The organism is Paucibacter sp. Y2R2-4, assembly GCF_025717535.1.
Classification (GTDB): Bacteria; Pseudomonadota; Gammaproteobacteria; order Burkholderiales; family Burkholderiaceae_C; genus Paucibacter_A.
The window spans coordinates 512,196-534,761 of sequence record NZ_JAJIRO010000002.1 but is presented as its reverse complement, the minus strand read 5'-3'; the positions used below and the strand labels follow the sequence as shown (position 1 = coordinate 534,761).

Here is a 22,566-nt window from a genome sequence, read left to right as displayed (position 1 = left end):
ACCCTTGAAGCCCGCAGTTTAGGGCCCGCCCTTACACTGCATGGCTGCTCAATCCAGACGCCGCCAGCGCCGCGTCCCTCGCCCCACTATGAATCCCGAAGCCAGCAATCTATGGCGCGCACCGCGTTGGGCCTTGGCCGTCATGTTGGCCGGTTTGGCCATGTTGGGGCCCTTCTCGATTGACACCTATCTGCCGGCCTTCTCCGGCATTGCCGCGGCGCTGCAGGCCACACCGGTGCAGATGCAGCAGACGCTGTCGAGCTATTTGTTTGGCTTTGCGCTGATGAATTTGTTCCACGGCGCTTTGTCCGATAGCTTCGGTCGCCGGCCGGTGGTTTTGTGGGGCATGGCGGTCTTCACCTTGGCCTCGGTGGGCTGCGCGCTCTCCGGTAGCATCGGCCAACTGGTGTTTTGGCGCACGGTGCAGGGCATGTCGGCTGGCGCCGGCATGGTGGTGTCGCGCGCCATCATTCGCGATATGTTTGCGCCTTCGGAGGCGCAGCGGGTGATGTCGCAGGTCACCATCTTTTTCGGTGTGGCGCCGGCCATCGCGCCGATGATCGGCGGCTTTTTGTTTGTGCACGCCGACTGGCATTCGATCTTTTGGTTCCTGGTGGCGGTGGGCGTGATTCTGTTTGTCGCCAATTGGCGGCTGCTGCCCGAGACGCTGCACAAAGACATGGTTCAGCCCTTTCAGGTTGGGCCGCTGCTGCGGGACTACTGGCGCTTGTGCTCGAACCGCCGCTTCCTCTTGCTGGCGCTTGCCAGCGGCATTCCTTTCAACGGCATGTTTCTCTATGTGCTGGCCGCCCCGGTGTTCGTCGGTGAGCATCTGGGCCTGGCGCCGACGCAGTTCTTCTGGTTCTTCTGTTTTGCTATTGGCGGCATCATGGGCGGCGCCTGGCTGAGCGGCCGTTTGGCCGGCAAGATCCGGCCTAAGCAGCAGATTCGGCGGGGCTTCACCATCATGTTCGTGTTTGCCAGCCTGAATGTGTTGCTCAATCTCTTGCTGCCGCCCAGCCCCTTCTGGGCCTTGCCGGTGATCGGCGCCTTCTCTTTTGGCTGGGCCTTGATGGTGCCGGTGGTGACGCTGATGGTGCTGGATGAAGTGCCCGAGCGGCGCGGCATGGCGTCATCGCTGCAGGCCTGCATCGGCAGCGCGGCGAATGGCTTGGTGGCTGGCTTGGTGGTGCCACTGGTGATGCACTCCACGCTGACGCTGGCACTGGGCTCCATGTCCATGATGGCCATCGGTTTGACGGCTTGGTTGGCTGTCAAACGAGAAATGGCCTGAGGCTAAGTTGCAGCCCTCGCCCTCAAGATCGAGGGCAAAACAGCCGATGACTCGACGATCAGGGCGATCAAGCGCCCAGGAGCGTTGAATCATGCATGTTTCTAGTTTTTGGGTGGCAAAAAGGTCGCAGCTGGCCCTGGCGGTGCAAGCTTTGGCGCTCGGTGGCGTCTTGGCATTCGGCGCTGCGCAAGCCAACGAACCCAAGTCCAAGGCGGCCGAGGCGGCCCCGGCCCCGGCCACAGGCGCGGACGGCGAGCCGCTGGATGTCTTGCGCAAGCGCTTGGCCGAGCGGCTGAGCAACACCCCCGCTGGGGCCAGCGGCCAGATGAAGGTGGCCAATAAGGGCGGCCCAGAGGAGGCTGAGGGCAAAGGTGAGGGCAAGGGCGGCAGCAAGGCCGGTGCTAAATCCAAAGCCGGCAGCAAGGCTGAGCCTGCGCCTGCCCATGCCAGCGCTCATGTTCACTGGGGCTATGCGGGCGAAGGCGCGCCGGAGCGCTGGGCCGAGCTGAGCCCCGAAAACCGTCAATGCTCGGTAGGCACGCGGCAAAGCCCCATCGATATTCGTGAAGGCATTCGGGTGGATCTGGAAAAGATCCAGTTCGACTACCGCCCCAGCGGCTTTGCGGTGCTGGACAACGGCCACACCATCCAGGTCAATGTGGCGCCCGGTAATGCGCTGACGGTGATGGGGCGTCGTTTTGATTTGCTGCAGTTCCACTTCCACCGCCCGAGTGAAGAGCGCATCAACGGCCGTCAATTCGATATGGTGGCCCATCTGGTCCACAAAGACCCCGACGGCAAGCTCGCCGTTGTGGCCGTCTTGTTGGAGCGCGGCCGCGACCAGGCCTTGATTCAGACCATTTGGAACAATCTGCCGCTGGAAAAAGGCGAGGCCTTGCCAGCGCCGGGCTTTATTGACCTAACCCAGTTGCTGCCGGTGGACCGGGCCTACTACACCTATATGGGCTCGCTGACCACGCCACCTTGCTCCGAGGGCGTGCTGTGGATGGTGATGCGCTCGCCGGTGCAAGTGTCCAGCAACCAGATCAGTATCTTCTCGCGCCTCTACCCGATGAATGCCCGGCCCATCCAGGCCGGCTCTGGCCGGCTGATCAAAGAGTCCAACTGAGCCCAGCGGCGCGGAGGCTTGCGGCTCCCGCAGAGGTCCATGCTCAGCTCGGCTGTTGTGTGGCCGGACTCGCTGAGAGCGCAGCGCCTGTTCTGAAAGCCCTCAGGGCGCGCGCGTTTTACTGCTCTGGCTCAGCCACATATGCAAAGTGGCAAAGAGTTGCTCGGCGACCACCGGTTTGGCGACATGGTCATTCATACCGGCGTCCAGGCAGCGCTGCCGCTCTTCGGCGAAGGCATTGGCCGTCATGGCCAGAATCGGCGTGCTGGGCTTGCCGCGTTGACGCTCCATGTCGCGGATCGCTCGGGTCGCGTCCAAGCCGTCCATCAAGGGCATTTGCACATCCATCAACACCAGGCCGTAGTCGTATTCGCTCGCCATGCGCAGGGCTTCCTGACCATCTTGCGCCACATCGACCCGCAGGCCGGCGCTGCCAAGCAAGGCCACCGCCACCTCTTGGTTCACCGCATTGTCTTCGGCCAGCAAGATGCGGGTTCCGCTGAACTGCTGCAAAAGATCGCGGGCCGCATGGCTGCGAGTGGCAGGGGGCAGTTGGGCCAAGGTGTTGACCGCACTCTTGTCCACGCGCAAGGTGAACCAGAAGCGGCTGCCCTGGCCGAGTGCGCTGTGCACCCCGACCTCGCCCTGCATCAGCTCGGCCAAGCGGCGGCAAATGGCCAGACCCAGACCGGTGCCGCCGTAGCGACGGGTGGTGGAGCTGTCTGCCTGCTCAAAATCTTGGAACAGCCGCCCCTGGGCTTCTTCATTGATGCCAATGCCGCTGTCTTGCACCTCAAAGCGCAGTTGCAGCGCGGAGCCCAGGTCTCGTTCAATGCTGGCACTGAAGCGCACATAGCCGTTTTCGGTGAACTTGAAAGCATTACCGCCAAAGTTCAACAGCACTTCGATGATGCGCTGCGCATCGCCCAGCAAGACCTGGGATTCCAGGCCTGGCGCGATGTCGATCTGCATCTGCAGGCGCTTTTCGCTGGCCTGCTGCGCCAACATGCTGGAGATGCTGTCCAGCACCTGGGCGACGGTGAACTCGGCGTGGGCCAGCTGCATCTTGCCAGCCTCGATCTTGGAGAAGTCCAGCACCTTGTTGATGACACTGAGCAGATGCTCGGCGGCATCGGCCACCTTTTGCAGGCGCAGCTGCTGGGTCGGTTCGGTGCTGTCACTTTGAACCAGATAGGTCAGGCCGATGATGGCGTTCATCGGCGTGCGAATCTCATGGCTCATATTGGCCAGGAAGGCGCTCTTGGCCAGGCTAGCGGCCTGCGCGGCCTTGGTGGCCTCGGCCAGTTCGGCGGTGCGCGCTTCCACCAACTCTTCCAGATGGTTGCGGTAACGCAGCAGCTCCAAGGCATCGCGGCGTTGGCTGGAAATGTCGGTCAAAAACCCGTGCCAGAGCACGCTGCCGCCTTCTTCCAGTTGGGGAATGGCATTGCCGTACAGCCAGCGTTCGCTGCCATCGGCCCGGTAGGTGCGGAACTCTTGCTGCCAGGGACTGAGTTGGCGCGCTGAAGCCTGCAAAGAGTCGCGCACCGCAGCACGGTCGGCCGCGGCAATCTGCTCAAACCAGCGCTCGGCGTCTTTGCCCAAGCGGCTGGCGGTCAGCTGGAAATAGTCTTTCACTGCTTCGCTGACATAGGCGAAGGCGTACTTGCCGTCGCGCCCCAGGCGCAGCTGGTAGACCACGCCCGGCACCGTCTCCGCCATGCCGCGCAGACGTTCGATCAAGGCGCGCTGCGCATCGAACTGCTGTTGCAAGGCGGTGCGCATATGCTCCAAATGCCCGCCCAATTGACCGATTTCATCGGTGCTGCTGGGCGGCAGCTGGGCATCGAAGCGGCCGGCGGCCAGGTCATTGGCAAAGCCGCCGAGGCGTCGCAGCGGACGCATCAGGCGAGAGTTCAACAAGGCCAGGATCAAGGCCAGCGAAGCCAATAGCTGGCCGCCCACGGTGGCGGCGTAAAGCCAGCGCTGCCGGCTCAGCGCTGCGGTGCTGAGTTGGTCGTCTACTTCCACGGACAGCTGGCCAATGCGGGCCTGGCCGCGAAAGATTTCGCGCTCCCCTTTCAGGCTGCGGCCTTTTTTGCGATCGGGGAATTCCATCTCGATGAAGGGCGCGCCTTGCGAGGCGTCGTGCACCACCACCCGCACCACGTCGGGGGACTTCATCACAGCGGCCACCACCTCGCGGGCGGCCACGGTGTCGAGGTTCCAGAGCAGCTCCGGCAAACTGCTGCCCAGCACATCGAGCTTGGCCTCCATCTCCTGCTGCATGGCAGCCTCGGCGACCTGGGGCTCGCGCAAACCGATCAAGAGACCGCCAACGATCAAGGCTGGCACCAGCAAGCCAATGCTGGCGCCCAAGGCGATGGCGACGAACAGGGAGCTGGATGCTTTCGTTTCGTTCAAAAAGGCCTCTTGGGTCAAGGGTGCGGGCTGCGGTGACGGGCGGACTCTTTGGACTCAGCGATCAACCGAATCCAGGTCCTTCAGAAAGGGTTTCGGCAGGAGTCGGGCTGACTGAATCGGATTCTGAACCCATTTCAAGCGCCGCTGCGCGACTTACTCGGCCTCTTTGGTGGGGGCCTAGGGTCAAGTCTTGTCGCTGAGCTTCAAGCCCAGCGCCTGCCAACCCTCCAGGCCGATACGTTCCAAGGTTTGCATATTGGCTTCATAGATGGCGTCGGTATCGGCCATGGTCTCAGTGGCGCGCTCAATGCTGCTCTCGCGCAGCAAGTGCAGCGTCGGGTAAGGCGAGCGGTTGGTGTAGTTGCTGACATCGTCCGGCTCGGTGCCGCCGAACTGATAGTCCGGATGGAAGCTGGCGATTTGCAGCGTGCCGTCCAGCTCCAGATCTTCGACCAAGGCATCGGCCGCGCCGATGAAGTCATTGAAGTCTAGGAAGTCGGTCAAAACGCGCGGATGAATCAACAAGGTCGTTTCGATCTCATCCGGGTCGGCGCGCATCAGGCTCAAGAGCTCATGCGCCAATTCGCGCAGCAGGGCTTCCGGGCTGTCGGCCTGGCTGACCACATAACGCAGTCTGTTGTTGACATGAACGCTCTTGGCAAAAGGGCAGAGGTTCAGACCAATGACTGCCTTCTCCAGCCAGTACTGCGTCTCTTGCTGAACCTTTTCGATCTCTTGCGGGCTCAACTCGGGCACGGTCTTGGGCTCGTTAGAGGTGGTACTGCTGCTCATTCGTTCAAACCTTTCAATGCCTGAAGGCCGGCTTCCAGAGCCTGCTCCTGCAGAGCTTGTTTCCACGGGTCGGTATCGACGTAAAACGCGTCGCGTATTTGTTGCTTGATCGACCGGGCCAAATCGCTAGGCGCCTCGGGGTGGGCTGCCAGCCAGTGGTCGGCGCGCAAGGCCTCAAACATTTGCGCCAGGGGCAGGGTGCCGTATTCCAGCGCAATGCCGGTGTAGCGGGCCTGTGGGCACACTTGCGCAGCCACCTGCCACATCAGGCCGACCAGGGGCGCCGAACTGGAGCTGCCGTCAGTCAGCGAGGTGACGGCCTCACCCCACCAGTGCCTGGCGCGCGCCAGCGAGGCTGGGTCCTCGTGACCGGTGAAGATGCGCTCGCCATGGCCGCTCGGCCCCAAGCCCGTGTGCAGGTCGATCCAGGCCAGCTCTTTCACGCCGGCCCCCTGTTCTTCCAAGACATGGCGTAGCGTTTGCTGGCTCCAGGTGGGCGCGCGGCCGCCGTAGAACAAGCCCAATTCGTGGCTGTATTGGCCGCCGGAAACCGCCGCCTGCAATCCCGCTTCGCCATGCCGCGCCGCATAGTCGGCCAACACCGCCTCGTCGGCAGGCCGCGGCGGCCAATGCGGCGGCAGAAGAGCCGAGGCGATTTCTTCGTAGCCTGCGTTGTGCGGCAAGGGCTGGTGGAAGTCGTGAAAATTGCGGTTCAGGTCTACGCCTTCTTGCGTGACACGCCGCCACCAGGAAAAACCATGCGGGTTCAGCGCGTGGATGTAGAGCACGGCCACGCCGCTGTCGGCCACGGCCTGCATCCATTGCGGCTCACGCAGCAGATAGGTTTGAATGCCGGAGCCCGCAAAGCCCTCCACGCCGTGGCAGGCGCTGCTGATGATGAGCAGTTTCTCGGCCGCCTTGGGCCCTTGGCGCAACACATCCATGGCCAGGCGCTCGCCTTCGCTGCCCAGCAGCGGGTGCCAATGCGGCGTGAGATCCAAGCCCGCATCCGTGGCAGCGGCGAGGAACTTGGCCCGCGCCTCGGCATAGCTCTGCGAAAAATGTTCGGCAGCCTTCATGCTTGAGCGGCGCGGCAGTGAGGCCATGCGGGCAGAGGCTTCAAGGCCGGGGTTGATTCAGCCAGGCCTCGGCCAAGCGCACCCACATCGAGCCGCCCAGCGGGATCAACTCGTCATTGAAGTCATAGCTGGGGTTGTGCAGCATGCAAGGGCCCATGCCGTGACCGCCCACGCGGTGGCTGCCGTCGCCGTTGCCGATCAGGAAGTAGCAGCCCGGCTTTTCTTGCAAGAAGAAGCTGAAGTCCTCCGCGCCCATGGTGGGCTCGAACTCCTGCACATTGGCAGCCCCGACCATCTCGCTCAGCGCGCTGCGCACAAACTCGGTTTCTTTGGGGTGATTGATGGTCGGTGGATAGTTGCGGCGGAATTCGAACTCGCAGCTGACTTCGAAGGCTTGCGCCGTGGCCTCGGCCATCTGCTGCATGCGGCGCTGAATCATGTCCAGCACCTCTAGGGTGAAGGTGCGCACCGTGCCCTCGATCACACAGGAGTCGGGGATGACATTGGTGGCCTCGCCGGTGTGGATCATGGTCACCGAGATCACGCCGGCATCGATGGGCCGCTTGTTGCGGCTGATGATGGTCTGGAAGCCTTGCACCATCTGGCAGGCGGCCGGCACGGGGTCGATGCCGTTGTGTGGCATGGCTGCATGGGCGCCCTTGCCGCGCAGCGTGATCTTGAACTCATTGCTGGAGGCAAACACCGGCCCGGTCTTGACGGCGAACTGGCCAGCCGCCATGCCGGGCCAGTTGTGGGCGCCGAACATGGCCTCCATGGGGAAGAGTTTGAAGAGCCCGTCCTTGATCATCTCGCGGGCACCGCCACCGCCTTCTTCGGCTGGCTGGAAGACCAGATAGATGGTGCCGTCGAAGTTGCGGTTCGTGGCCAGGTGTTTAGCGGCGGCCAGCAGCATGGCGGTGTGGCCGTCGTGGCCGCAGGCGTGCATCTTGCCGGGGTAGGTGCTGGCATGGGCGAACTGGTTGTGCTCGCTCATGGGCAGGGCGTCGATGTCGGCGCGCAGGCCCACAGCTCGGTCGGAGTTGCCGCCTTTGACGATGCCCACCACGCCGGTCGTGCCCAGGCCGCGATGGACCGGAATGCCCCATTCGGTCAGGACTTTGGCGATCAGGTCCGAGGTGCGCTGCTCCTGAAAGCAAAGCTCGGGGTGCGCATGCAGATCACGCCTCAGCGCGGTGATGGCGGGGGCGTCTTGGAGGATGGATTCGATCGGCTTCATGGGCGTGTGTCAGAGCGGGCGGCGCAACGGCTTGAAAGGCAGGCGGCCACAGTCCTGTTTTTGAGAGAGTCAGTTTACTGCCGTCGCCCTGGCCTCAGGCCGGCAGGGGCAAGTGCTCAGCCCGCCCTGGGCAGAAAGACTTGGGTCTGTGCAAAACCATCGCCGGCCGGCGAGGGGGCTTGGGCTTCGCCAAGAAAGGGGCCCTGATCGGGCAGGCTGCGGCTGGCGGCTTGCACGCGCAGTTCTTGCGCTCTTGCGGCGTCGATCTTGCCGAGTGCATGACGCAACTCGGCCACATCGGCGTGCAACTGCTCGACCTGTTTGCGTGCTTGGGCATTCTGCTGCTTCAGTGCTTCACGGGCGGCTTCGAGCTTGGCAACGCGCGCCTTCGCGGCATTCAAGGGGCGTAGCCACCACCAACTCGCGATCAAGCCGCCCAAGCCTGCACCGACGATCAAAGCAAGCAAGCCCATGTAGTCATTCATCATGCCTCCCGGCGGCCCAGAGCTTCAAGGGTATCCGAATCGGCGCTCGCGCAATAGCTTTGTGCAATAGTTCGGCCATGCAAGATCTGACTCTCTCTGACACCCATATCGTCAAGGGCGCCTGCCCGCATGACTGCCCCGACACCTGCGCGCTGCGCATCACGGTGGAGGGGGGGCGCGTGATCAAGGTGCAAGGCGCCGCCGATCACCCCAGCACCCACGGTGCGCTGTGCACCAAGGTCTCGCGTTATGCCGAGCGCAGCTACCACCCCGAGCGCCTGCTCAAGCCGCTGCGCCGGGTCAGCGCCAAGCACGAGGCGCCGCGTTTTGAAGAGGTCAGCTGGGCCACGGCCTTGGCCGATATTTCGGGTCGACTGAAGGCCATCGCCTCCCGCGACCCGCAGGCCATCCTGCCCTACAGCTATGCCGGCACCATGGGCTATGTGCAAGGCGAGGCCATGGCGGGGCGCTTTTTCAACCGCTTGGGCGCGTCCCTTTTGGATCGCACCATTTGCGCCTCGGCCGGTGCTGCAGCCTTGAGCGCCACCTATGGCCACAAGGTCGGCATGCATCTGCCGCACTTTGCCGAGAGCCAGCTGATCCTGATTTGGGGCAGCAACTCCATCGCCTCCAATCTGCATTTCTGGACCTATGCCAACCAGGCCAAGCGGGCCGGGGCGAAGCTGATTTGCATCGACCCGCGCAAGACCGAGACCGCTGATAAATGCCATCAGCACATCGGCTTGCTGCCCGGCACCGATGGGGCACTGGCCTTGGGCCTGATGCATGAGCTGATCGTGAACGACTGGTTGGACCACGACTACTTGGCCCGGCATGTGGACGGTTGGGAAGAACTGCGCGCCAAGGCCATGCAGTGGCCGCCCGAGCGCACCGCCGAGCTCTGCGGCATCACGGTCGCTGAAGTGCAGGGTCTGGCGCGCGACTACGGCACCTTGGCGCCGGCCGCCATCCGGCTGAACTACGGCATGCAGCGGGTGCGCGGTGGCGGCAATGCGGTGCGCCTGGTGGCCTTGCTGCCCTGCCTGACCGGTGCCTGGCGTCACCGCGCCGGCGGCTTGCTGCTGTCCAGTTCCGGCTGGTTTGCGCCTTACAAGAACGATCTGCTGGATCACCCCGAGCTGCGCCGATCAGCGGCCCGCACCATCAACATGAGCAGCATTGGCGATGAGTTGCTGCGCCCGGCATCAAAAGAGTTTGGCCCCCAGATTGAAGCGCTGATCGTCTACAACAGCAATCCGGTGGCGGTGGCCCCGGAGTCGCCCAAGGTCGTGCGAGGCTTCCAGCGGGAGGACTTGTTCACCGTGGTCTTGGAACACTTCATGACCGATACCGCCGATCTGGCCGACTATGTGCTGCCCGCCACCACGCAGTTGGAGCATCTGGATGTGCACAGCAGCTATGGCCACACCGATGTTTTGCTCAATGAGCCGGCGATTGCTCCGCTGGGCGAAGCCAAGCCGAACTCGCAAATCTTTCGGGAACTGGCCGCGGCCATGGGCTTTGATGAGCCTTGCTTTCAGGAGAGCGATGAGCAACTGGCTCGCCAGGTCTTCACTGAAGCGATTGACTTCGAGGCCTTGCGTGCGCAGGGCTGGCAGTCCCTGCCTTTGAAAGAAGCGCCCTTTGCCGAGGGTCAGTTCTTGACCCCCAATGGCCGCGCGCAAGCCGGCGGCGCCGACTATGTGCCCAATTACGAGAGCCGCACTTCCAGCCCGGAGCTGGCGCGCCGTTATCCCTTGGCGATGATCTCGCCCCCGGCGCGTAACTTTTTGAATTCCACCTTCGTCAATGTGAAGAGCTTGCGCGATATCGAGGGCGAGCCGGTGCTGGAGATGCATGCGGACGATGCCGCCCAGCGCGGTCTGCACGATGGCGCCATGGTGCGGGTCTTCAACGAGCGGGGCGACTACCACTGCCGCATGCGCATCAGCGCGCGGGCTCGGCCGGGCGTGGTCAATGGTCTGGGCATCTGGTGGCGCAAGCTGGGGCCACGCGGCAGCAATGTCAATGAAGTGACCCACCAAGGCCTGACCGATATGGGCCGGGCGCCGAGTTTCTATGACTGCCTGGTCGAGGTGGCGCTGGCCGACGAAGTGACGACGCGGGCGTGAGCCAGACCCTGCGCCCGTTTCAAACCATGCGGCGCGGCGCGCTGGCGCTGCTCTTGGGCGGCTTGTGCTTGCTGAGTGGCTGTGCCCAGCTGAGTTATCTGGGGCAGTCCGTGGGCGGGCATCTGCGTTTGATGCAGGCGGCGCGCCCGGTGCAAGATTGGCTCAATGACCCGGCGCTGTCGCCTGAATTGCGTGAGCGCTTGGCGCTCAGCCAGGCCATGCGCCAGTTCTCGGTGCAGGCATTGAAGCTGCCCGATAACGACAGCTATCGGCGTTATGCCGATCTGGGGCGGCCCGCCGCGGTGTGGAATGTGGTGGCCACCGAAGAGCTCAGCTTGACGCTGAAGACTTGGTGCTACCCCGTGATGGGCTGCGTCGGCTACCGGGGTTATTTTGAACGCGCTGAGGCCGAGGCTTATGCCGCGCAGCTGCGGGCCGAAGGGCTGGAAGTGCAGGTCTACCCGGTGCCGGCCTACTCCACCCTGGGCTGGAGCAATCTGCTGGGCGGCGATCCTTTGCTGAACACTTTCATCAAATACCCGGAGGCCGAGTTGGCCGGCATGATTTTTCATGAACTGGCGCATCAAGTGGCCTATGCGGCCGACGACACCCAATTCAACGAAAGCTTCGCCACCGCAGTCGAGCGGCGCGGCACGGCAGCCTGGCTGGCCCGCCACGAAGGAGCGGCCGGCGAAGCGTTGCGGGCTGAACATCAGCGCCGCCTGGAGCGGCGTGCGCAGTTTCGTGAGCTGACCGATGCCTACCGGGGCCGGCTGCTGGCGCTTTACACCAGTGATCAGAGTGACACTGCCAAGCGCGCGGCCAAGGCGGCCTTGATGCAGCAACTGCGCCAGGACTATGCGCAGCTCAAGTCTTCATGGGGCGGAGATTCAGGCTATGACGCTTGGTTCGCCCGCGCCAACAATGCCAGCTTTGCGCTGCTGGCCGCCTATACCGAGCTGACGCCGGCATTCGATGCGCTCTTGGCCCGAGAGGGCGATGATTGGGCGCGCTTTTACGCCGAGGTCCAACGCTTGGCGAAACTGCCCAAGCCTGAGCGAAGATCGCAGCTGACGGGCAAGCCGGTCTTGCCTTGAGAACACAGGAGAACGAAGAAATGGCTGAAATCCGCATTCACCGAGATCATGAGCTGGGCCTGAAGCGCGCCCGCGAAATCGCCTGGGCCTGGGCCGAGCAGGTGGAGGCCAAGTTCGATATGGAATGCACCGTGCTGGAAGGCAAGACCAGCGACACCGTGGAGTTCACCCGCTCCGGCGTGAAGGGTGAGCTGATCGTGGCGGCCAAGCATTTCGAGCTGAGCGCCAAGCTGGGGCTCTTGCTAGGTGCTTTCAAGAGCAGCATCGAGGGCGAGATCCAAAAGGAACTGGATGCCTTGCTGAGCGCCGAAGCGGCATCGCCCGTCAAAACAGCGTCAAAAGCTGCAGGCAAAAAGAAACCGGCCTGAGGCTGAACCCAAGGCCGGTTGGATGAGGGGTCTTGATCGCGTCGACTGGACTTACTTCAGCGATTCGATCAGGTCCACATAACTCTGCATCGCCTCGTCCTGGCTGGTGCCCTTGAGCTCATTCCATGCATCCCATTTGGCGCGGCCCACCATATCGGTGAAGCCTGGGCGCGAGCCTTCGACATCCCCGCTGCTGCCTTGTTTGTACAGGGCGTAGAGCTTCAGCAAGGTCATATTGTCGGGACGCTCTGGCAACTGCTTCGATCCTGCAACGGCGGCTTCAAATTGATCTTTAAGGCTCATTGAGACTCCTAGATAGTGGTAACAATCGGGATGGACGCCGAGCATATTACCCAGCATTGTGTTGGGCAATGACTCTAATACACGAGGAGACCGCTTTGCCTCAACTGCAAGAACGCATGTCCAAGGTGGATACCGCCTGGCTGCGCATGGACACCGAGTCCAATCTGATGATGATCGTCGGGGTCTGGTACTTGCGACCGCAAATCACCTTGGCCGCACTGAAAGAGCGGGTGCAGGACAAGCTTTTGCAGTACACGCGTTTTCACCAAAAGGTGGTGGAAGACGCGCTTGGCGCGCAATGGGTGGATGACGAAGACTTTGACATTGACCGCCATGTGGTGGCCGAGGTTTTGCTGCCGGTGCGCGGCAAGGCCGGCCAGACGGGCCAAGCCGCCTTGATGGAGCGCGTGGGCGAGGTGGCGATGCAGCCCTTGGACCCGGCTCATCCCTTGTGGCAATTCCAACTGATCGAGGACTTGGGCGACGGCAGCAGCGGTCTGATCGTGCGCATCCACCATTGCATTGGCGACGGCATAGCGCTGACCTCGGTGATGCTGTCCATCACCGACGGTGGCCGCCAGCCGCCGCGTCGCAAGCAGCAGCCTCGCGATGATGCCGATTGGCTGACCGACAGCCTGCTTCGCCCCATGTCCGATCTGGCTATCAAGGCCATTGGCGTGGCCGGTTCCGGCATGGCCAAATCGGTCGATGCCTGGGTGCATCCGCCGCACCCGATCGACAGCTCGGTGGACATGGCCCGCATGGGGGCCCAAGCCGTCAGCGATGTGGCGGCTTTTGCTTTCATGCCGGATGACTCGCATACCCGGCTCAAAGGCAAACCCGGCACCACCAAGCGCGTGGCCTGGGGCGATGATTTGCAGCTCGACGCTGTCAAGGCGGTGGGCAAGGGCTTGGGTGCGTCGATCAACGATGTGTTGTTGAGTTGCGTGGCCGGTGCGATTGGCAGTTATCTGCGCGACATGGGTGAAGACCCCACGGGCAAAGAGATCCGCGCCATGGTGCCGGTCAATTTGCGGCCGTTGGACAAGGCTTATCAGCTGGGGAATCGTTTCGGCCTGGTGCCGCTGGTGCTGCCAATTGGCATTGCCAATCCTGTCGAGCGACTGTTCGCGGTCAAGGCGCGCATGAATGAGCTCAAGGGCAGCTTCCAGCCGGTCTTGGCCTTTGGTCTCTTGTCGGTGGCGGGGCTTTTGATCAAGCCGGTGCAGCATGCGATGCTGAACATCTTCGCGAAGAAGGCGACGGCCGTGATGACCAATGTGCCGGGCCCGACCGAGCCGATGAAGTTCTGCGGCTCCACGGTGGAACGGGTCTTGTTCTGGGTGCCGCAGTCGGGCGATATCGGTGTGGGCGTCAGCATCCTCACCTATGCCGGGCGGGTGCAGTTTGGCCTGATCACCGACACCCAACTTTGCCCCGACCCCGAGAACATCATCAAGCGCTTCTCGCCTGAGTTCGACAAGTTGCTGATGCTGACGATGATGTTGCCTTGGGAGTGATGTTTTAGGCTGGAGTTCGCTCGCTCCGGTCACCCAGCCTTCCGCCGTGCTCATGGTGCCCGGGTCGGCTCTGGCGAGCCGACTGCCCTCGCTGCTCACTGCACGGGTCAGCGGCGGCAAACTCGCTGCGTTCGCTTCGCTCACTGCGCTCAAACAAGTGCCGCCAAGTCAGAAGTTGAAGCGCGCTCCGCGCGCCTGACCCGCTCCGCTGCGCCCTCGGCCGGGCGCAAATAGCCCGTCGGCAGGCCGGGCCACCTGCGGGTTTGGTTTTTGCCACCGAGGCAAAGCACCTCGCTCGCTATGCAAGTGCACTGCGGGCCGGGCAGTTGCCGGGCGATTTGTGAGGGGCTGAGCAGCGCAGCAGCTTGGGGTGCGCGCGCAGCGCGCTTCAACATCTGACTTGGCGCAGCATGTTTGAACGAAACGAGCGCAGCGAGTGGAGTGAGTTCTGCGCCGGCCCCAAGATGCGAGCAGCGCAGGGAAGCCGACACGTAGTGACGGCCCCCGAGCCATGAGCCAGACGGCTGCCCGGGCCGCAGTGCCGGTCGCGCAAGTTCAAAGTTGGCGATGTGGCAACAATGGACGACAGAATGAAAAAGGGCGCCAGAGGCGCCCTTAGATCTCACTGCCGGTCGGCCAATTACTTGGCGGGCACCTTGGTGGCTTGATCGGCCAGATTGGGTTTCAGGTTCGGCTTGATATTGGGCTTGCCGGCGGCGGTGGGGTAGGCGGCCATCACGCGGGTCGGGTCAGCACTGGCCAAGAAGGCGCTGTACTGAGAGTCATTGCAGGCCACGGTCTTGCCGTTTTGCTTTTCACCGCGGTACTCGCCCTTGCGGTAAACGAATTGGTACTCGCTGGCGGCGGTGCTGCTCACATCGGCAGCGGCGCTCATCTTGGCGGCGCATTCGGCGCGCAGGGCGGTCACTTCATTGCCACCGGCCCAGGAGGCTGCAGCCAAGGGTGCCAGGATCAGGGTCATCAGGGTGCGCTTCATGGTGTTCAACCTCATCTGTTGCGGAGTTCAGGGTATTCCCGGAGACTTTTCGGGGGCTGTTGAAACCGATCCGATAGCTGCAGCTTAAGGCAGTTTGGCCGGCTTTGGCCAACCGCAAGTGCGGGGGTTAAGCCCCGCATTTCAGGCCTCAAGCGTGAACAATCTCACGGCGGGCATCTGCAAAGGGCTCAGTCTTCCATTTCCTCGCGGGCCATGGCGATGTCGAGATACTCCATCGCATCCATGGCTTCGCAAGCGGCGGCGTCGGCATAAAGAGCTTCGGCCTCCTTCATGCGCTTATCGCCTTCTAGCATCACCAAGCCATTGGCACGTTCAATCATGGCAATCGCGCAGCCGGGGTTGAGTTTGAGCGCTTGCTCAAACATCTTCAGGCCAGTGGCGGTGTCGGCGCCTTGGGTCTTGCCCAGCAGCTTGCCCACCTTGTCGATCACCTCGGCATGGAAGGCGCCCAGGGCGATGTGGGCATCGGCATGCTTGGGTGCCAACTCGATGGTGGTTTCCAAGGCATTCTTGACCTTGCTGCCCAGACCTTGCGCCAGGGCCTTGGCCACGCTGATGCCCTGGCCGTAGCGGCCAATCGCATAGGCTTGCCAGTAGTAGGCATTGGCGTTCTTGGGCTCCTCGGTCTGCAAAGCGGCGGCGCGTTCGGCCACTTCGAGGAACATCTCCAACTTCACCTTTTCTTTCTTTTCCAGATAGTTGGCGTAGATGGCTTGCGCCTTGTTGGCGACGGTGACGCCGGCACCACCGGCGGCCAAACCCGCCTCATAGGCCTTTTGGAATTCGCCGGCGTGGAAGTGAATCCAAGCCTCGACCACGGCTGCGTCCTTGGGCCAAGGCTCGGCATCGCCGGCGTGCAGGCGCGCCCAGTTCTTTTTCAGGCTGGCAGCGCTGTATTGAAACGCGGCGTTGTCATGGGGAAAGGTGGTCCATTTGGCCATGGTCTTGTCTCCTTCAGCTTTGGTACTTGTTGGCAAGCGCGAACAGATGTTCCTTGGACTCGGGCTCCAGATAGGGCAGCAGCAAACTCAGCACATGGAAGGCGCCGCGCATCAGGGCCGCATTGGCCTGCTCGGGTTCCAGCGCGTGGCGCGGGTCGCGCACATATTCGTAGCTGAGCCAGTAGCTGAGCAGCACCACCATCGCATTGGCAGAAGGCCCAGCTTCCCGGGCATCCATCTTCAGCGCGCCGCCATGTTGCAAGCCGGACAGCACATTGCGCATGGCCTGACCCTTTTGGTTCAGCACGCTTTGAAAGTGCATCTCCAGGCGCCGGTTCTTGGACAGCAAATCGTTCAGATCGCGGTACAGAAAGCGGTGCTTCCAGACCAGCTCAAAGAGCATATGAAAGAACAACCAAGCATCCTCAACATGACGCACGTTTTCTGCGGCACCCAACAACTCGTTGAGCTCGCGCTCGTATCGGTTGAAGAGCGAGTTGATCAACTCGTCTTTGGCTGGGTAGTGGTAGTACAGATTGCCGGGGCTGATGCCGAGCTCGGCCGAAATCAGCGTGGTCGACACATTCGGTTCGCCAAAGCGATTGAACAAGTCGAGCGTGACTTCGAGGATGCGTTCGGCTGTTCGGCGTGGCGGTTTCTTGGTGGCCATGGGCGGGCTTGTCTCCTACTGCCTTGATTCTGGCATCAAGCTCGCGCAGTTCCCTAGGGATTTGGCTCCATAGAGGGGCGATAGGGCCTGAGTTGGGCGCATAGAAACCCTGTGGCGGCGCGTTTGTGTCCCTGTTCCTACAATCACGCCATGCAATCACCCGACCAGCGCAGTGCCGGCTCCGTGCCGGCCATTTCATTTCAGAACGTCAGCAAGACCTATCGTGGGGGCCAAGTCCGGGCCTTGGACGGTGTCTCTTTTGACATTCAGCAAGGCGAGTTTTTCGGCCTGCTCGGCCCCAACGGTGCCGGCAAAACCAGTTTGATCTCCATCTTGGCCGGCCTGGCCCAGGCCAGCGGTGGCCAAGTCCAGGTGCTGGGCCATGATGTGGTGAGCGATTTCGCCGCCGCCCGGCGAGCCCTGGGCATCGTGCCGCAGGAACTGGTCTTCGACCCCTTCTTCAATGTGCGCGAAGCGCTGCGTTTTCAAAGCGGCTACTTCGGCGTGAAGAACAACGAGGCCTGGATCGACGAGTTGCTGGAGAACCTTGGCCTGAGCAGCAAGGCTTCAGCCAATATGCGCCAACTCTCCGGCGGCATGAAGCGCCGCGTGCTGGTGGCACAGGCCCTGGTGCACCGCCCCCCGGTGATCGTGTTGGATGAGCCAACCGCCGGCGTCGATGTGGAGTTGCGCCAAACCTTGTGGCAGTTCATCGCGCGACTGAACCGCGAGGGCCATACCGTGCTTTTGACCACGCACTACCTCGAGGAAGCTGAAGCCTTGTGCGGCCGCATCGCCATGCTCAAGCAGGGCCGGGTGGTGGCGCTGGAGCGCACCTCCGAACTGCTCAAGGGCCGGGCCTCGACCATGTTGCGCTTCAAGACCGATGCGCAACTGCCGGCGCCGCTGCTGGATCGCTCGCGTGTCACAGGCCGCATCGTGCAGATCAAGGCGCATGACGCCTCGGAGGTGGAAGGCATCTTGTCTACCCTGCGCGCTGCAGGCTGCCCGATTGAAGACTTGGAGATTGGCCGCGCCGATCTGGAGGATGTGTTCCTCGAGATCATGCAAAAAGAAGAACAACCTGCAAGTTCGCAGAAAGGGGCCGCGTGATGAGCAGCGCTATTGCATTGAAGGGTGCCAGCACCTTGTTTTACAAAGAAGTGCTGCGCTTTTGGAAAGTGAGCTTCCAAACCGTGGCGGCGCCGGTCCTGACGGCCGTGCTGTATTTGCTCGTCTTCGGCCATGTCTTGGAAGACCATGTGAAGGTCTATGGCACGGTGGGCTACACCAGCTTCCTCATCCCGGGTCTGGTGATGATGAGCGTGCTGCAAAATGCTTTTGCTAACTCCTCATCCAGCCTGATCCAGAGCAAGGTGACGGGCAATCTGGTGTTTCTGCTGGTCACGCCACTCTCGCATTGGGCCTGGTTTGTGGCCTATGTGGGCGCGGCCGTGGTGCGTGGATTGGCTGTGGGCACGGGCGTGTTGGCGGTGACGGTGTGGTTTGCGCCGCCGGGACTGGATCAACCGCTGTGGATCTTGGCCTTCGCCGTTCTGGGCGCAGCCATGATGGGCACTTTGGGTCTGATTGCCGGCCTGTGGGCCGAGAAGTTCGATCAACTGGCGGCGTTTCAGAACTTCATCATCATGCCCATGACCTTCTTGTCGGGCGTGTTTTATTCGATCGGCTCTTTGCCCGCTTTCTGGCAAGGCGTCAGCCATCTGAACCCGTTTTTCTACATGATCGATGGCTTCCGCCACGGCTTCTTCGGGGTCAGCGATGTCTCGCCTTGGGTGAGTCTGGGCGTGGTCGGCGCGAGCTTTTGCTTGGTGGCGGGCATTGCCTTGGAACTGCTGCGGCGCGGCTACAAGATCCGCAGCTGAAGCATCGACTTGGCAAGCGGCAAAAACTCACAAACTAGAATCTGCGCACTATGGCCGACCCTACTCCCGCTGAAGTCCAGCAATACATCGCCTCCGGGCTGCCCTGCGAAACCCTGCAAGTCGAGGGCGACGGACGGCATTTCTTTGCCACCATTGTTTCCTCCGAGTTTGAAGGCCTGAGCCGGGTGCGCCGTCATCAGCGGGTGTACCAAGCGCTGGGTGAACGCATGCGCGAGCAGATCCACGCGCTGTCAATGAAGACGCTGACGCCGGCCGAATGGGCGGCGGACCCCAAGCCCCAAGCCACGGGGCACTGAGTCCCACGATTCGCGCAAGACCTGTCCCCGGTCAGCCTTCCGTGCCCCGCGGGTTTTTAGCGCCGTCATTTCACCCGAGTGCTCCTTGATGATTACCTTAGCCCTGTCCAAAGGCCGCATTTTTGAAGAAACCCTGCCGCTGCTGAAAGCCGCAGGCATTCAGGTGTTGGAAGACCCGGAAACCTCGCGCAAGCTGATTCTGGGCACCAACAGCCCGGAGGTGCGGGTGGTGCTGGTGCGTGCCAGCGATGTGCCCACTTATGTGCAGCACGGCGGCGCCGACCTCGGCGTGGTGGGTCGCGATGTTTTGATCGAACACGGCGTGGACGGCATGTACCAGCCGCTGGACCTGAACATCGCCCGCTGCCGCATGAGCGTGGCGGTGCGTGATGACTTCGACTACGCCGCTGCGGTCAAGCAGGGTTCGCGCATCCGCGTGGCCACCAAGTACACCGAAATCGCTCGTCAGCACTTTGCCGACAAGGGCGTGCACGTCGACCTGATCAAGCTTTATGGTTCGATGGAGTTGGCGCCGCTGACCGGTTTGGCCGATGCCATCGTGGACTTGGTCTCCACCGGCAACACCTTGCGTGCCAATCATTTGGTCGAGGTGGAGCACATCATGGAAATCTCCTCGCGCCTGGTGGTCAACCAGGCGGCGCTCAAGCTCAAGCGAGAGCCGCTGCGTCGCATGATCGACGCCTTTGCCTCCGCCATCCAAGCCTGAAGACTCTCGCCAACCCACAGCTGCCATGAATCTGCGCCAACTCAGCACCGCTTCCGACGACTTCGAAACCGAGTTCCAGCGCGTGCTGCATTGGTCCGCCGAGACCGACGCCGCCATTGAAGGTCGCGTGGCCGAGATCCTGGCCGATGTGAAGGCGCGCGGAGACGCTGCGGTGCTGGAGTACACCCAGCGCTTCGACCATTTGAATGCCGCCAGCGTGGCCAATTTGGAGCTGACGCGCGAAGAGTTGAAGGCCGCGTTTGAGGCCATCAACCCGGCCCAACGCTCGGCCCTGGAGGCTGCGGCCGCCCGGGTGCGCAGTTATCACGAGCGCCAGAAAGAGGCGTGCGGCCTGAGCTGGAGCTACCGCGACGAAGACGGCACGCTCTTGGGCCAAAAGGTCACGCCGCTGGACCGCGTGGGCATTTATGTGCCCGGCGGCAAGGCGGCTTACCCCAGCTCGGTGTTGATGAACGCCATCCCGGCCCAAGTGGCAGGTGTGCCCGAGATCATCATGGTGGTGCCCACGCCTCGCGGTGAAAAGAACCCCTTGGTGCTGGCGGCCGCCTATGTGGCCGGTGTGCACCGGGCCTTTACGCTGGGCGGCGCGCAAGCCGTGGCGGCTTTGGCCTACGGCACGGCCACGGTGCCGCGCGTGGACAAAATCACCGGCCCCGGCAATGCCTATGTGGCCAGCGCCAAAAAGCATGTGTTCGGCCAAGTGGGCATCGACATGATTGCCGGCCCCAGCGAAATTCTTGTGCTGGCCGATGGCACAACGCCGCCGGACTGGGTGGCCATGGATCTCTTCAGCCAGGCCGAACATGACGAATTGGCGCAAAGCATTTTGCTGAGCCCCGACGCCGAGTACTTGGCGCTGGTGCGCGCCTCGATCGAGCGCTTGTTGCCCGAGATGCCGCGCAAGGAGGTGATTCGCGCCTCACTGGAAGGGCGGGGCGCCTTGATCCTGACGCGTTCGATGGAAGAGGCCTGCGAGATTTCCAACCGTATCGCGCCTGAGCATTTGGAGGTGTCGAGCGAGCATCCGCAGAAGTGGGAGCCCTTGCTGCGCCATGCCGGTGCGATCTTCTTGGGCGCCTACACCAGCGAAAGCTTGGGCGACTACTGCGCCGGCCCCAACCATGTCTTGCCCACCTCGGGCACGGCGCGCTTCTCTTCGCCGCTGGGCGTGTACGACTTCCAAAAGCGCAGCAGCCTGATCGAGGTCAGCGAGGCCGGAGCGCAAAAGCTAGGCCCGATTGCGGCCGAGCTGGCCTATGGCGAAGGCCTGCAAGGTCATGCCCGCGCGGCAGAAATGCGCTTGAAGCGCTGATCTGGGCAGGCAGAAAAGTAGGCAGGCCGCTCGCCCGCTCAGACTCAGAGCTTGAAGCGCTGCGCGGCCTCGTTCAGGTCGATGCCCTCGGTTTGCAGCTCGGCGGATTCGGAGGCGGTGCGGTCCACCATCTCGCTGTTCTCGCGGATGCGATGGGCAATGCCGTCAAGCAATTGATTCAGTGAGGCGATGGAGCCGAGTTGCTGTTGCAACTCATGGCTGCTGCCCTGAATCAAGCGGCTGACTTCGGCGACCTGCTCCACCATCTCGTCGATGGTGCTGCGCGTGTGTTGCACCGCGCCGGCGCCGCGTTCCACTTGCACGCTGCTGCCTTGGATCAGTTGCTTGATCTCCAGCGCCGCATCGGCACTGCGCTTGGCCAGGGTTCTCACCTCGCTGGCCACCACGGCAAAGCCGCGACCGGCCTCACCGGCGCGGGCGGCTTCGACGGCGGCATTCAAGGCCAGGATATTGGTCTGAAAAGCGATGCTGTCGATCACGCCAGTGATGTCGGCAATGCGGCGGCTGCTTTGCTCGATCTCTTGCATGGCGCCGACCACGGCCTGCATATCCGCGCTGCCTTGGCGCGCCAGCTTTGCTGCCTGGCTGGAGCGCTCATTCGCTTGGCTTGCGGAACTGGCGCCGAGTTTGGCTTGTTGGTCCATGGCCTGCAGCGCCTCGCTGGCCTGCTCCAGGTCGTGCACTTCCAGCAGGGCGCGTGCGGACAACTCGGCGTTGGCTTGCGAAATGCTGCGCGAGTTGGTCTCCACATGCTGCGCACCTTGCTGCACACGGGAGATCAGCTCCCGCAGCCGCAACACCATCTGATGGATGTCATGGCGCAGGCTGCGCAACTCGTTGCGGCTGGGCATGGGAGGACGGTCTTTGCCGCTGCCGGCCTCTTGCATGCGCAAATCCCCATCCGCCACGGTGCGAGCGATGCTGGAGGCCTTTTTGAGCGAACCCATGATGGTGCGCTGCAGCGCCCATAGGCTGCCGCCCACACCCAGTGCGGCCAAGCCGCCCACCAGCACCATGGCCAAAATGCCATTGCGGCGCGCTTGGCTGAAGCTTTGAGTTGCTGTTTCGGCGAAGGTGGTGCCGGCGGTCACCGTGCCGTCCACCGCGCGGCGGTGTTGCAGGTAGCTTTGATGCACGGTTTGCAGGCCGGCCTTGGCCGCCTCGGCGTCTTTGCGTTCCAGCGGGTCCAGCACCAGGCTTTTTGCTTGCTCGAGTATTTGTTGTGCCGACTGGTGCTGTTCACCCAGGAGCTGCTTCTGCAAGCCATAGGGCGGGTTCTCGGTCCAGTATTGGACGCGGGCCTGGTACTCCGACTGCAGTCTTTTGAGTTCCTGCTTGCTCTGTTCGAGGCTGATGCTGCCTTCCACGGCTTCTGAGAGCAGCAGACGCAGCTCGATCAAGTACATGGGCGGCGGCAGGATGTCGGCCACCACGTCTTTGGCCACAAAGCTGCGTTCGGCATCCTCATGCAAGCGCTCAAAGCTGTAGACCGCTTGGCCCAGCAACACGGCGGTGGCCATCACATTGGCGCCGATCATCAAAGCAAACCGGGTGCGCAAGGACTGAGCCGAAAGATCGAACCATGACATCGTGAATCCAATCTTGAGTCAAGGGTGAGTGCTTGTTTTGCATTCGACCAGGGTTTGGACCCAAGCCGCGCGCAGAAACTTGCCGCCTGAAGGAGTTTGTCGGTAATAACCCAGGTGATCTGTAGATTTTTGTTGAATCGCATGACACGAACTTCGTGGTGCACGAACTTCGTGTCCTTCGTGTAAACTGCGCTTGTGAAGAAT

The 22,566-nt window shown here is 62.4% G+C and carries 20 protein-coding genes and 1 pseudogene; 11 read left to right on the top strand and 10 right to left on the bottom strand.

Annotated features, from left to right (window positions below):
• Window positions 1-88: 88 nt before the first annotated feature.
• Together LNV06_RS09290 and LNV06_RS09285 are read left to right on the top strand one after the other, a co-directional pair.
• Window positions 89-1,295, top strand: a pseudogene (locus tag LNV06_RS09290) (multidrug effflux MFS transporter); the annotation flags it as partial.
• Window positions 1,296-1,385: 90 nt separating this feature from the next.
• Window positions 1,386-2,423, top strand: a complete 1,038-nt coding sequence (locus LNV06_RS09285) for a carbonic anhydrase (RefSeq protein ID WP_263537969.1) — start codon at window positions 1,386-1,388, stop codon at window positions 2,421-2,423.
• Window positions 2,424-2,525: 102 nt separating this feature from the next.
• Here LNV06_RS09285 and LNV06_RS09280 read toward each other — a convergent pair whose 3' ends face one another.
• From LNV06_RS09280 to LNV06_RS09260, 5 genes are all read right to left on the bottom strand, one after another.
• Window positions 2,526-4,847: a response regulator gene (locus tag LNV06_RS09280; protein WP_263537968.1), complete on the bottom strand. Its 2,322-nt coding sequence runs from the start codon at window positions 4,845-4,847 to the stop codon at window positions 2,526-2,528.
• Between the two features lie 183 nt (window positions 4,848-5,030).
• Window positions 5,031-5,639 carry a DUF1415 domain-containing protein gene (locus LNV06_RS09275; protein ID WP_263537967.1) on the bottom strand — a complete coding sequence of 203 codons (609 nt, stop codon included), beginning with the start codon at window positions 5,637-5,639 and terminating at the stop codon, window positions 5,031-5,033.
• Entirely contained in the window at window positions 5,636-6,745 is a 1,110-nt protein-coding gene (locus LNV06_RS09270; protein WP_263537966.1) for a M14 family metallopeptidase, read from the bottom strand. Before LNV06_RS09270 ends, LNV06_RS09275 begins: the two co-directional genes overlap by 4 nt.
• Window positions 6,746-6,758: 13 nt before the next feature.
• The gene (locus LNV06_RS09265; RefSeq protein ID WP_263537965.1) at window positions 6,759-7,955 is read right to left on the bottom strand and encodes a M20 aminoacylase family protein; all 1,197 of its coding nucleotides are present in this window, start codon (window positions 7,953-7,955) and stop codon (window positions 6,759-6,761) included.
• A gap of 116 nt (window positions 7,956-8,071) precedes the next feature.
• The gene (locus LNV06_RS09260; protein WP_263537964.1) at window positions 8,072-8,440 is read right to left on the bottom strand and encodes a hypothetical protein; all 369 of its coding nucleotides are present in this window, start codon (window positions 8,438-8,440) and stop codon (window positions 8,072-8,074) included.
• A 77-nt stretch (window positions 8,441-8,517) separates the two neighbouring features.
• Between LNV06_RS09260 and LNV06_RS09255 the strand changes: the two genes are divergently transcribed.
• The 3 genes from LNV06_RS09255 to LNV06_RS09245 are packed head-to-tail and all read left to right on the top strand — an operon-like array spanning window position 8,518 to window position 12,037.
• Window positions 8,518-10,572: a molybdopterin-containing oxidoreductase family protein gene (locus tag LNV06_RS09255; RefSeq protein ID WP_263537963.1), complete on the top strand. Its 2,055-nt coding sequence runs from the start codon at window positions 8,518-8,520 to the stop codon at window positions 10,570-10,572.
• Between the two features lie 26 nt (window positions 10,573-10,598).
• Window positions 10,599-11,669, top strand: coding sequence for an aminopeptidase (locus LNV06_RS09250; protein WP_263538339.1), 1,071 nt, complete (start codon window positions 10,599-10,601; stop codon window positions 11,667-11,669).
• 20 nt (window positions 11,670-11,689) lie between these two features.
• Window positions 11,690-12,037, top strand: a complete 348-nt coding sequence (locus tag LNV06_RS09245) for a polyhydroxyalkanoic acid system family protein (protein WP_263537962.1) — start codon at window positions 11,690-11,692, stop codon at window positions 12,035-12,037.
• A gap of 51 nt (window positions 12,038-12,088) precedes the next feature.
• On the opposite strand, the gene LNV06_RS09240 is transcribed toward LNV06_RS09245, so the two are convergent.
• Window positions 12,089-12,340, bottom strand: coding sequence for an acyl-CoA-binding protein (locus LNV06_RS09240; protein ID WP_263537961.1), 252 nt, complete (start codon window positions 12,338-12,340; stop codon window positions 12,089-12,091).
• A 68-nt stretch (window positions 12,341-12,408) separates the two neighbouring features.
• Between LNV06_RS09240 and LNV06_RS09235 the strand changes: the two genes are divergently transcribed.
• A complete protein-coding gene (locus LNV06_RS09235; RefSeq protein ID WP_411970092.1) occupies window positions 12,409-13,860 on the top strand; it encodes a wax ester/triacylglycerol synthase family O-acyltransferase in 1,452 nt (483 codons plus the stop codon).
• Window positions 13,861-14,500: 640 nt separating this feature from the next.
• On the opposite strand, the gene LNV06_RS09230 is transcribed toward LNV06_RS09235, so the two are convergent.
• The 3 genes from LNV06_RS09230 to LNV06_RS09220 all read right to left on the bottom strand — a co-directional run bounded on the left by LNV06_RS09230 (window position 14,501) and on the right by LNV06_RS09220 (window position 16,489).
• On the bottom strand, window positions 14,501-14,857 hold the full coding sequence (locus LNV06_RS09230) for a hypothetical protein (RefSeq protein WP_263537960.1): 357 nt from the start codon (window positions 14,855-14,857) through the stop codon (window positions 14,501-14,503).
• Between the two features lie 188 nt (window positions 14,858-15,045).
• On the bottom strand, window positions 15,046-15,819 hold the full coding sequence (locus tag LNV06_RS09225) for a hypothetical protein (protein WP_263537959.1): 774 nt from the start codon (window positions 15,817-15,819) through the stop codon (window positions 15,046-15,048).
• A 13-nt stretch (window positions 15,820-15,832) separates the two neighbouring features.
• On the bottom strand, window positions 15,833-16,489 hold the full coding sequence (locus LNV06_RS09220) for a TetR/AcrR family transcriptional regulator (RefSeq protein ID WP_263537958.1): 657 nt from the start codon (window positions 16,487-16,489) through the stop codon (window positions 15,833-15,835).
• A gap of 183 nt (window positions 16,490-16,672) precedes the next feature.
• Here LNV06_RS09220 and LNV06_RS09215 point away from each other — a divergent pair, with 183 nt between their 5' ends.
• The 5 genes from LNV06_RS09215 to hisD all read left to right on the top strand — a co-directional run bounded on the left by LNV06_RS09215 (window position 16,673) and on the right by hisD (window position 20,752).
• Window positions 16,673-17,602 carry an ABC transporter ATP-binding protein gene (locus LNV06_RS09215; RefSeq protein WP_263538337.1) on the top strand — a complete coding sequence of 310 codons (930 nt, stop codon included), beginning with the start codon at window positions 16,673-16,675 and terminating at the stop codon, window positions 17,600-17,602.
• The gene (locus LNV06_RS09210) at window positions 17,602-18,375 is read left to right on the top strand and encodes an ABC transporter permease (RefSeq protein WP_263537957.1); all 774 of its coding nucleotides are present in this window, start codon (window positions 17,602-17,604) and stop codon (window positions 18,373-18,375) included. The genes LNV06_RS09215 and LNV06_RS09210 overlap by 1 nt, the downstream gene beginning before the upstream one ends.
• 50 nt (window positions 18,376-18,425) lie before the next feature.
• Window positions 18,426-18,692: a BolA family protein gene (locus LNV06_RS09205; RefSeq protein WP_263537956.1), complete on the top strand. Its 267-nt coding sequence runs from the start codon at window positions 18,426-18,428 to the stop codon at window positions 18,690-18,692.
• 88 nt (window positions 18,693-18,780) lie between these two features.
• Window positions 18,781-19,419, top strand: a complete 639-nt coding sequence (hisG, locus tag LNV06_RS09200) for an ATP phosphoribosyltransferase (RefSeq protein WP_263538336.1) — start codon at window positions 18,781-18,783, stop codon at window positions 19,417-19,419.
• 25 nt (window positions 19,420-19,444) lie between these two features.
• The gene (gene hisD, locus LNV06_RS09195) at window positions 19,445-20,752 is read left to right on the top strand and encodes a histidinol dehydrogenase (protein WP_263537955.1); all 1,308 of its coding nucleotides are present in this window, start codon (window positions 19,445-19,447) and stop codon (window positions 20,750-20,752) included.
• Between the two features lie 44 nt (window positions 20,753-20,796).
• Here the strand turns inward: hisD and LNV06_RS09190 are convergent, their stop codons facing one another.
• Complete coding sequence (locus LNV06_RS09190) at window positions 20,797-22,362, bottom strand: methyl-accepting chemotaxis protein (RefSeq protein WP_263537954.1); 1,566 nt, start codon at window positions 22,360-22,362, stop codon at window positions 20,797-20,799.
• Between the last annotated feature and the right edge of the window lie 204 nt (window positions 22,363-22,566).

What these genes read in the sequence shown, in the direction of transcription:
- LNV06_RS09190 (WP_263537954.1), bottom strand. Translation starts at nt 22,362, where the DNA reads ATGTCATGGTTCGATCTTTCGGCTCAGTCCTTGCGCACCCGGTTTGCT.
- LNV06_RS09230 (WP_263537960.1), bottom strand. Translation starts at nt 14,857, where the DNA reads ATGAAGCGCACCCTGATGACCCTGATCCTGGCACCCTTGGCTGCAGCC.
- LNV06_RS09260 (WP_263537964.1), bottom strand. Translation starts at nt 8,440, where the DNA reads ATGAATGACTACATGGGCTTGCTTGCTTTGATCGTCGGTGCAGGCTTG.
- LNV06_RS09225 (WP_263537959.1), bottom strand. Translation starts at nt 15,819, where the DNA reads ATGGCCAAATGGACCACCTTTCCCCATGACAACGCCGCGTTTCAATAC.
- LNV06_RS09255 (WP_263537963.1), top strand. Translation starts at nt 8,518, where the DNA reads ATGCAAGATCTGACTCTCTCTGACACCCATATCGTCAAGGGCGCCTGC.
- LNV06_RS09270 (WP_263537966.1), bottom strand. Translation starts at nt 6,745, where the DNA reads ATGGCCTCACTGCCGCGCCGCTCAAGCATGAAGGCTGCCGAACATTTT.
- LNV06_RS09240 (WP_263537961.1), bottom strand. Translation starts at nt 12,340, where the DNA reads ATGAGCCTTAAAGATCAATTTGAAGCCGCCGTTGCAGGATCGAAGCAG.
- LNV06_RS09235 (WP_411970092.1), top strand. Translation starts at nt 12,409, where the DNA reads ATGACTCTAATACACGAGGAGACCGCTTTGCCTCAACTGCAAGAACGC.
- LNV06_RS09220 (WP_263537958.1), bottom strand. Translation starts at nt 16,489, where the DNA reads ATGGCCACCAAGAAACCGCCACGCCGAACAGCCGAACGCATCCTCGAA.
- LNV06_RS09245 (WP_263537962.1), top strand. Translation starts at nt 11,690, where the DNA reads ATGGCTGAAATCCGCATTCACCGAGATCATGAGCTGGGCCTGAAGCGC.
- LNV06_RS09250 (WP_263538339.1), top strand. Translation starts at nt 10,599, where the DNA reads ATGCGGCGCGGCGCGCTGGCGCTGCTCTTGGGCGGCTTGTGCTTGCTG.
- LNV06_RS09210 (WP_263537957.1), top strand. Translation starts at nt 17,602, where the DNA reads ATGAGCAGCGCTATTGCATTGAAGGGTGCCAGCACCTTGTTTTACAAA.
- LNV06_RS09265 (WP_263537965.1), bottom strand. Translation starts at nt 7,955, where the DNA reads ATGAAGCCGATCGAATCCATCCTCCAAGACGCCCCCGCCATCACCGCG.
- hisD (WP_263537955.1), top strand. Translation starts at nt 19,445, where the DNA reads ATGAATCTGCGCCAACTCAGCACCGCTTCCGACGACTTCGAAACCGAG.
- LNV06_RS09275 (WP_263537967.1), bottom strand. Translation starts at nt 5,639, where the DNA reads ATGAGCAGCAGTACCACCTCTAACGAGCCCAAGACCGTGCCCGAGTTG.
- hisG (WP_263538336.1), top strand. Translation starts at nt 18,781, where the DNA reads ATGATTACCTTAGCCCTGTCCAAAGGCCGCATTTTTGAAGAAACCCTG.
- LNV06_RS09285 (WP_263537969.1), top strand. Translation starts at nt 1,386, where the DNA reads ATGCATGTTTCTAGTTTTTGGGTGGCAAAAAGGTCGCAGCTGGCCCTG.
- LNV06_RS09205 (WP_263537956.1), top strand. Translation starts at nt 18,426, where the DNA reads ATGGCCGACCCTACTCCCGCTGAAGTCCAGCAATACATCGCCTCCGGG.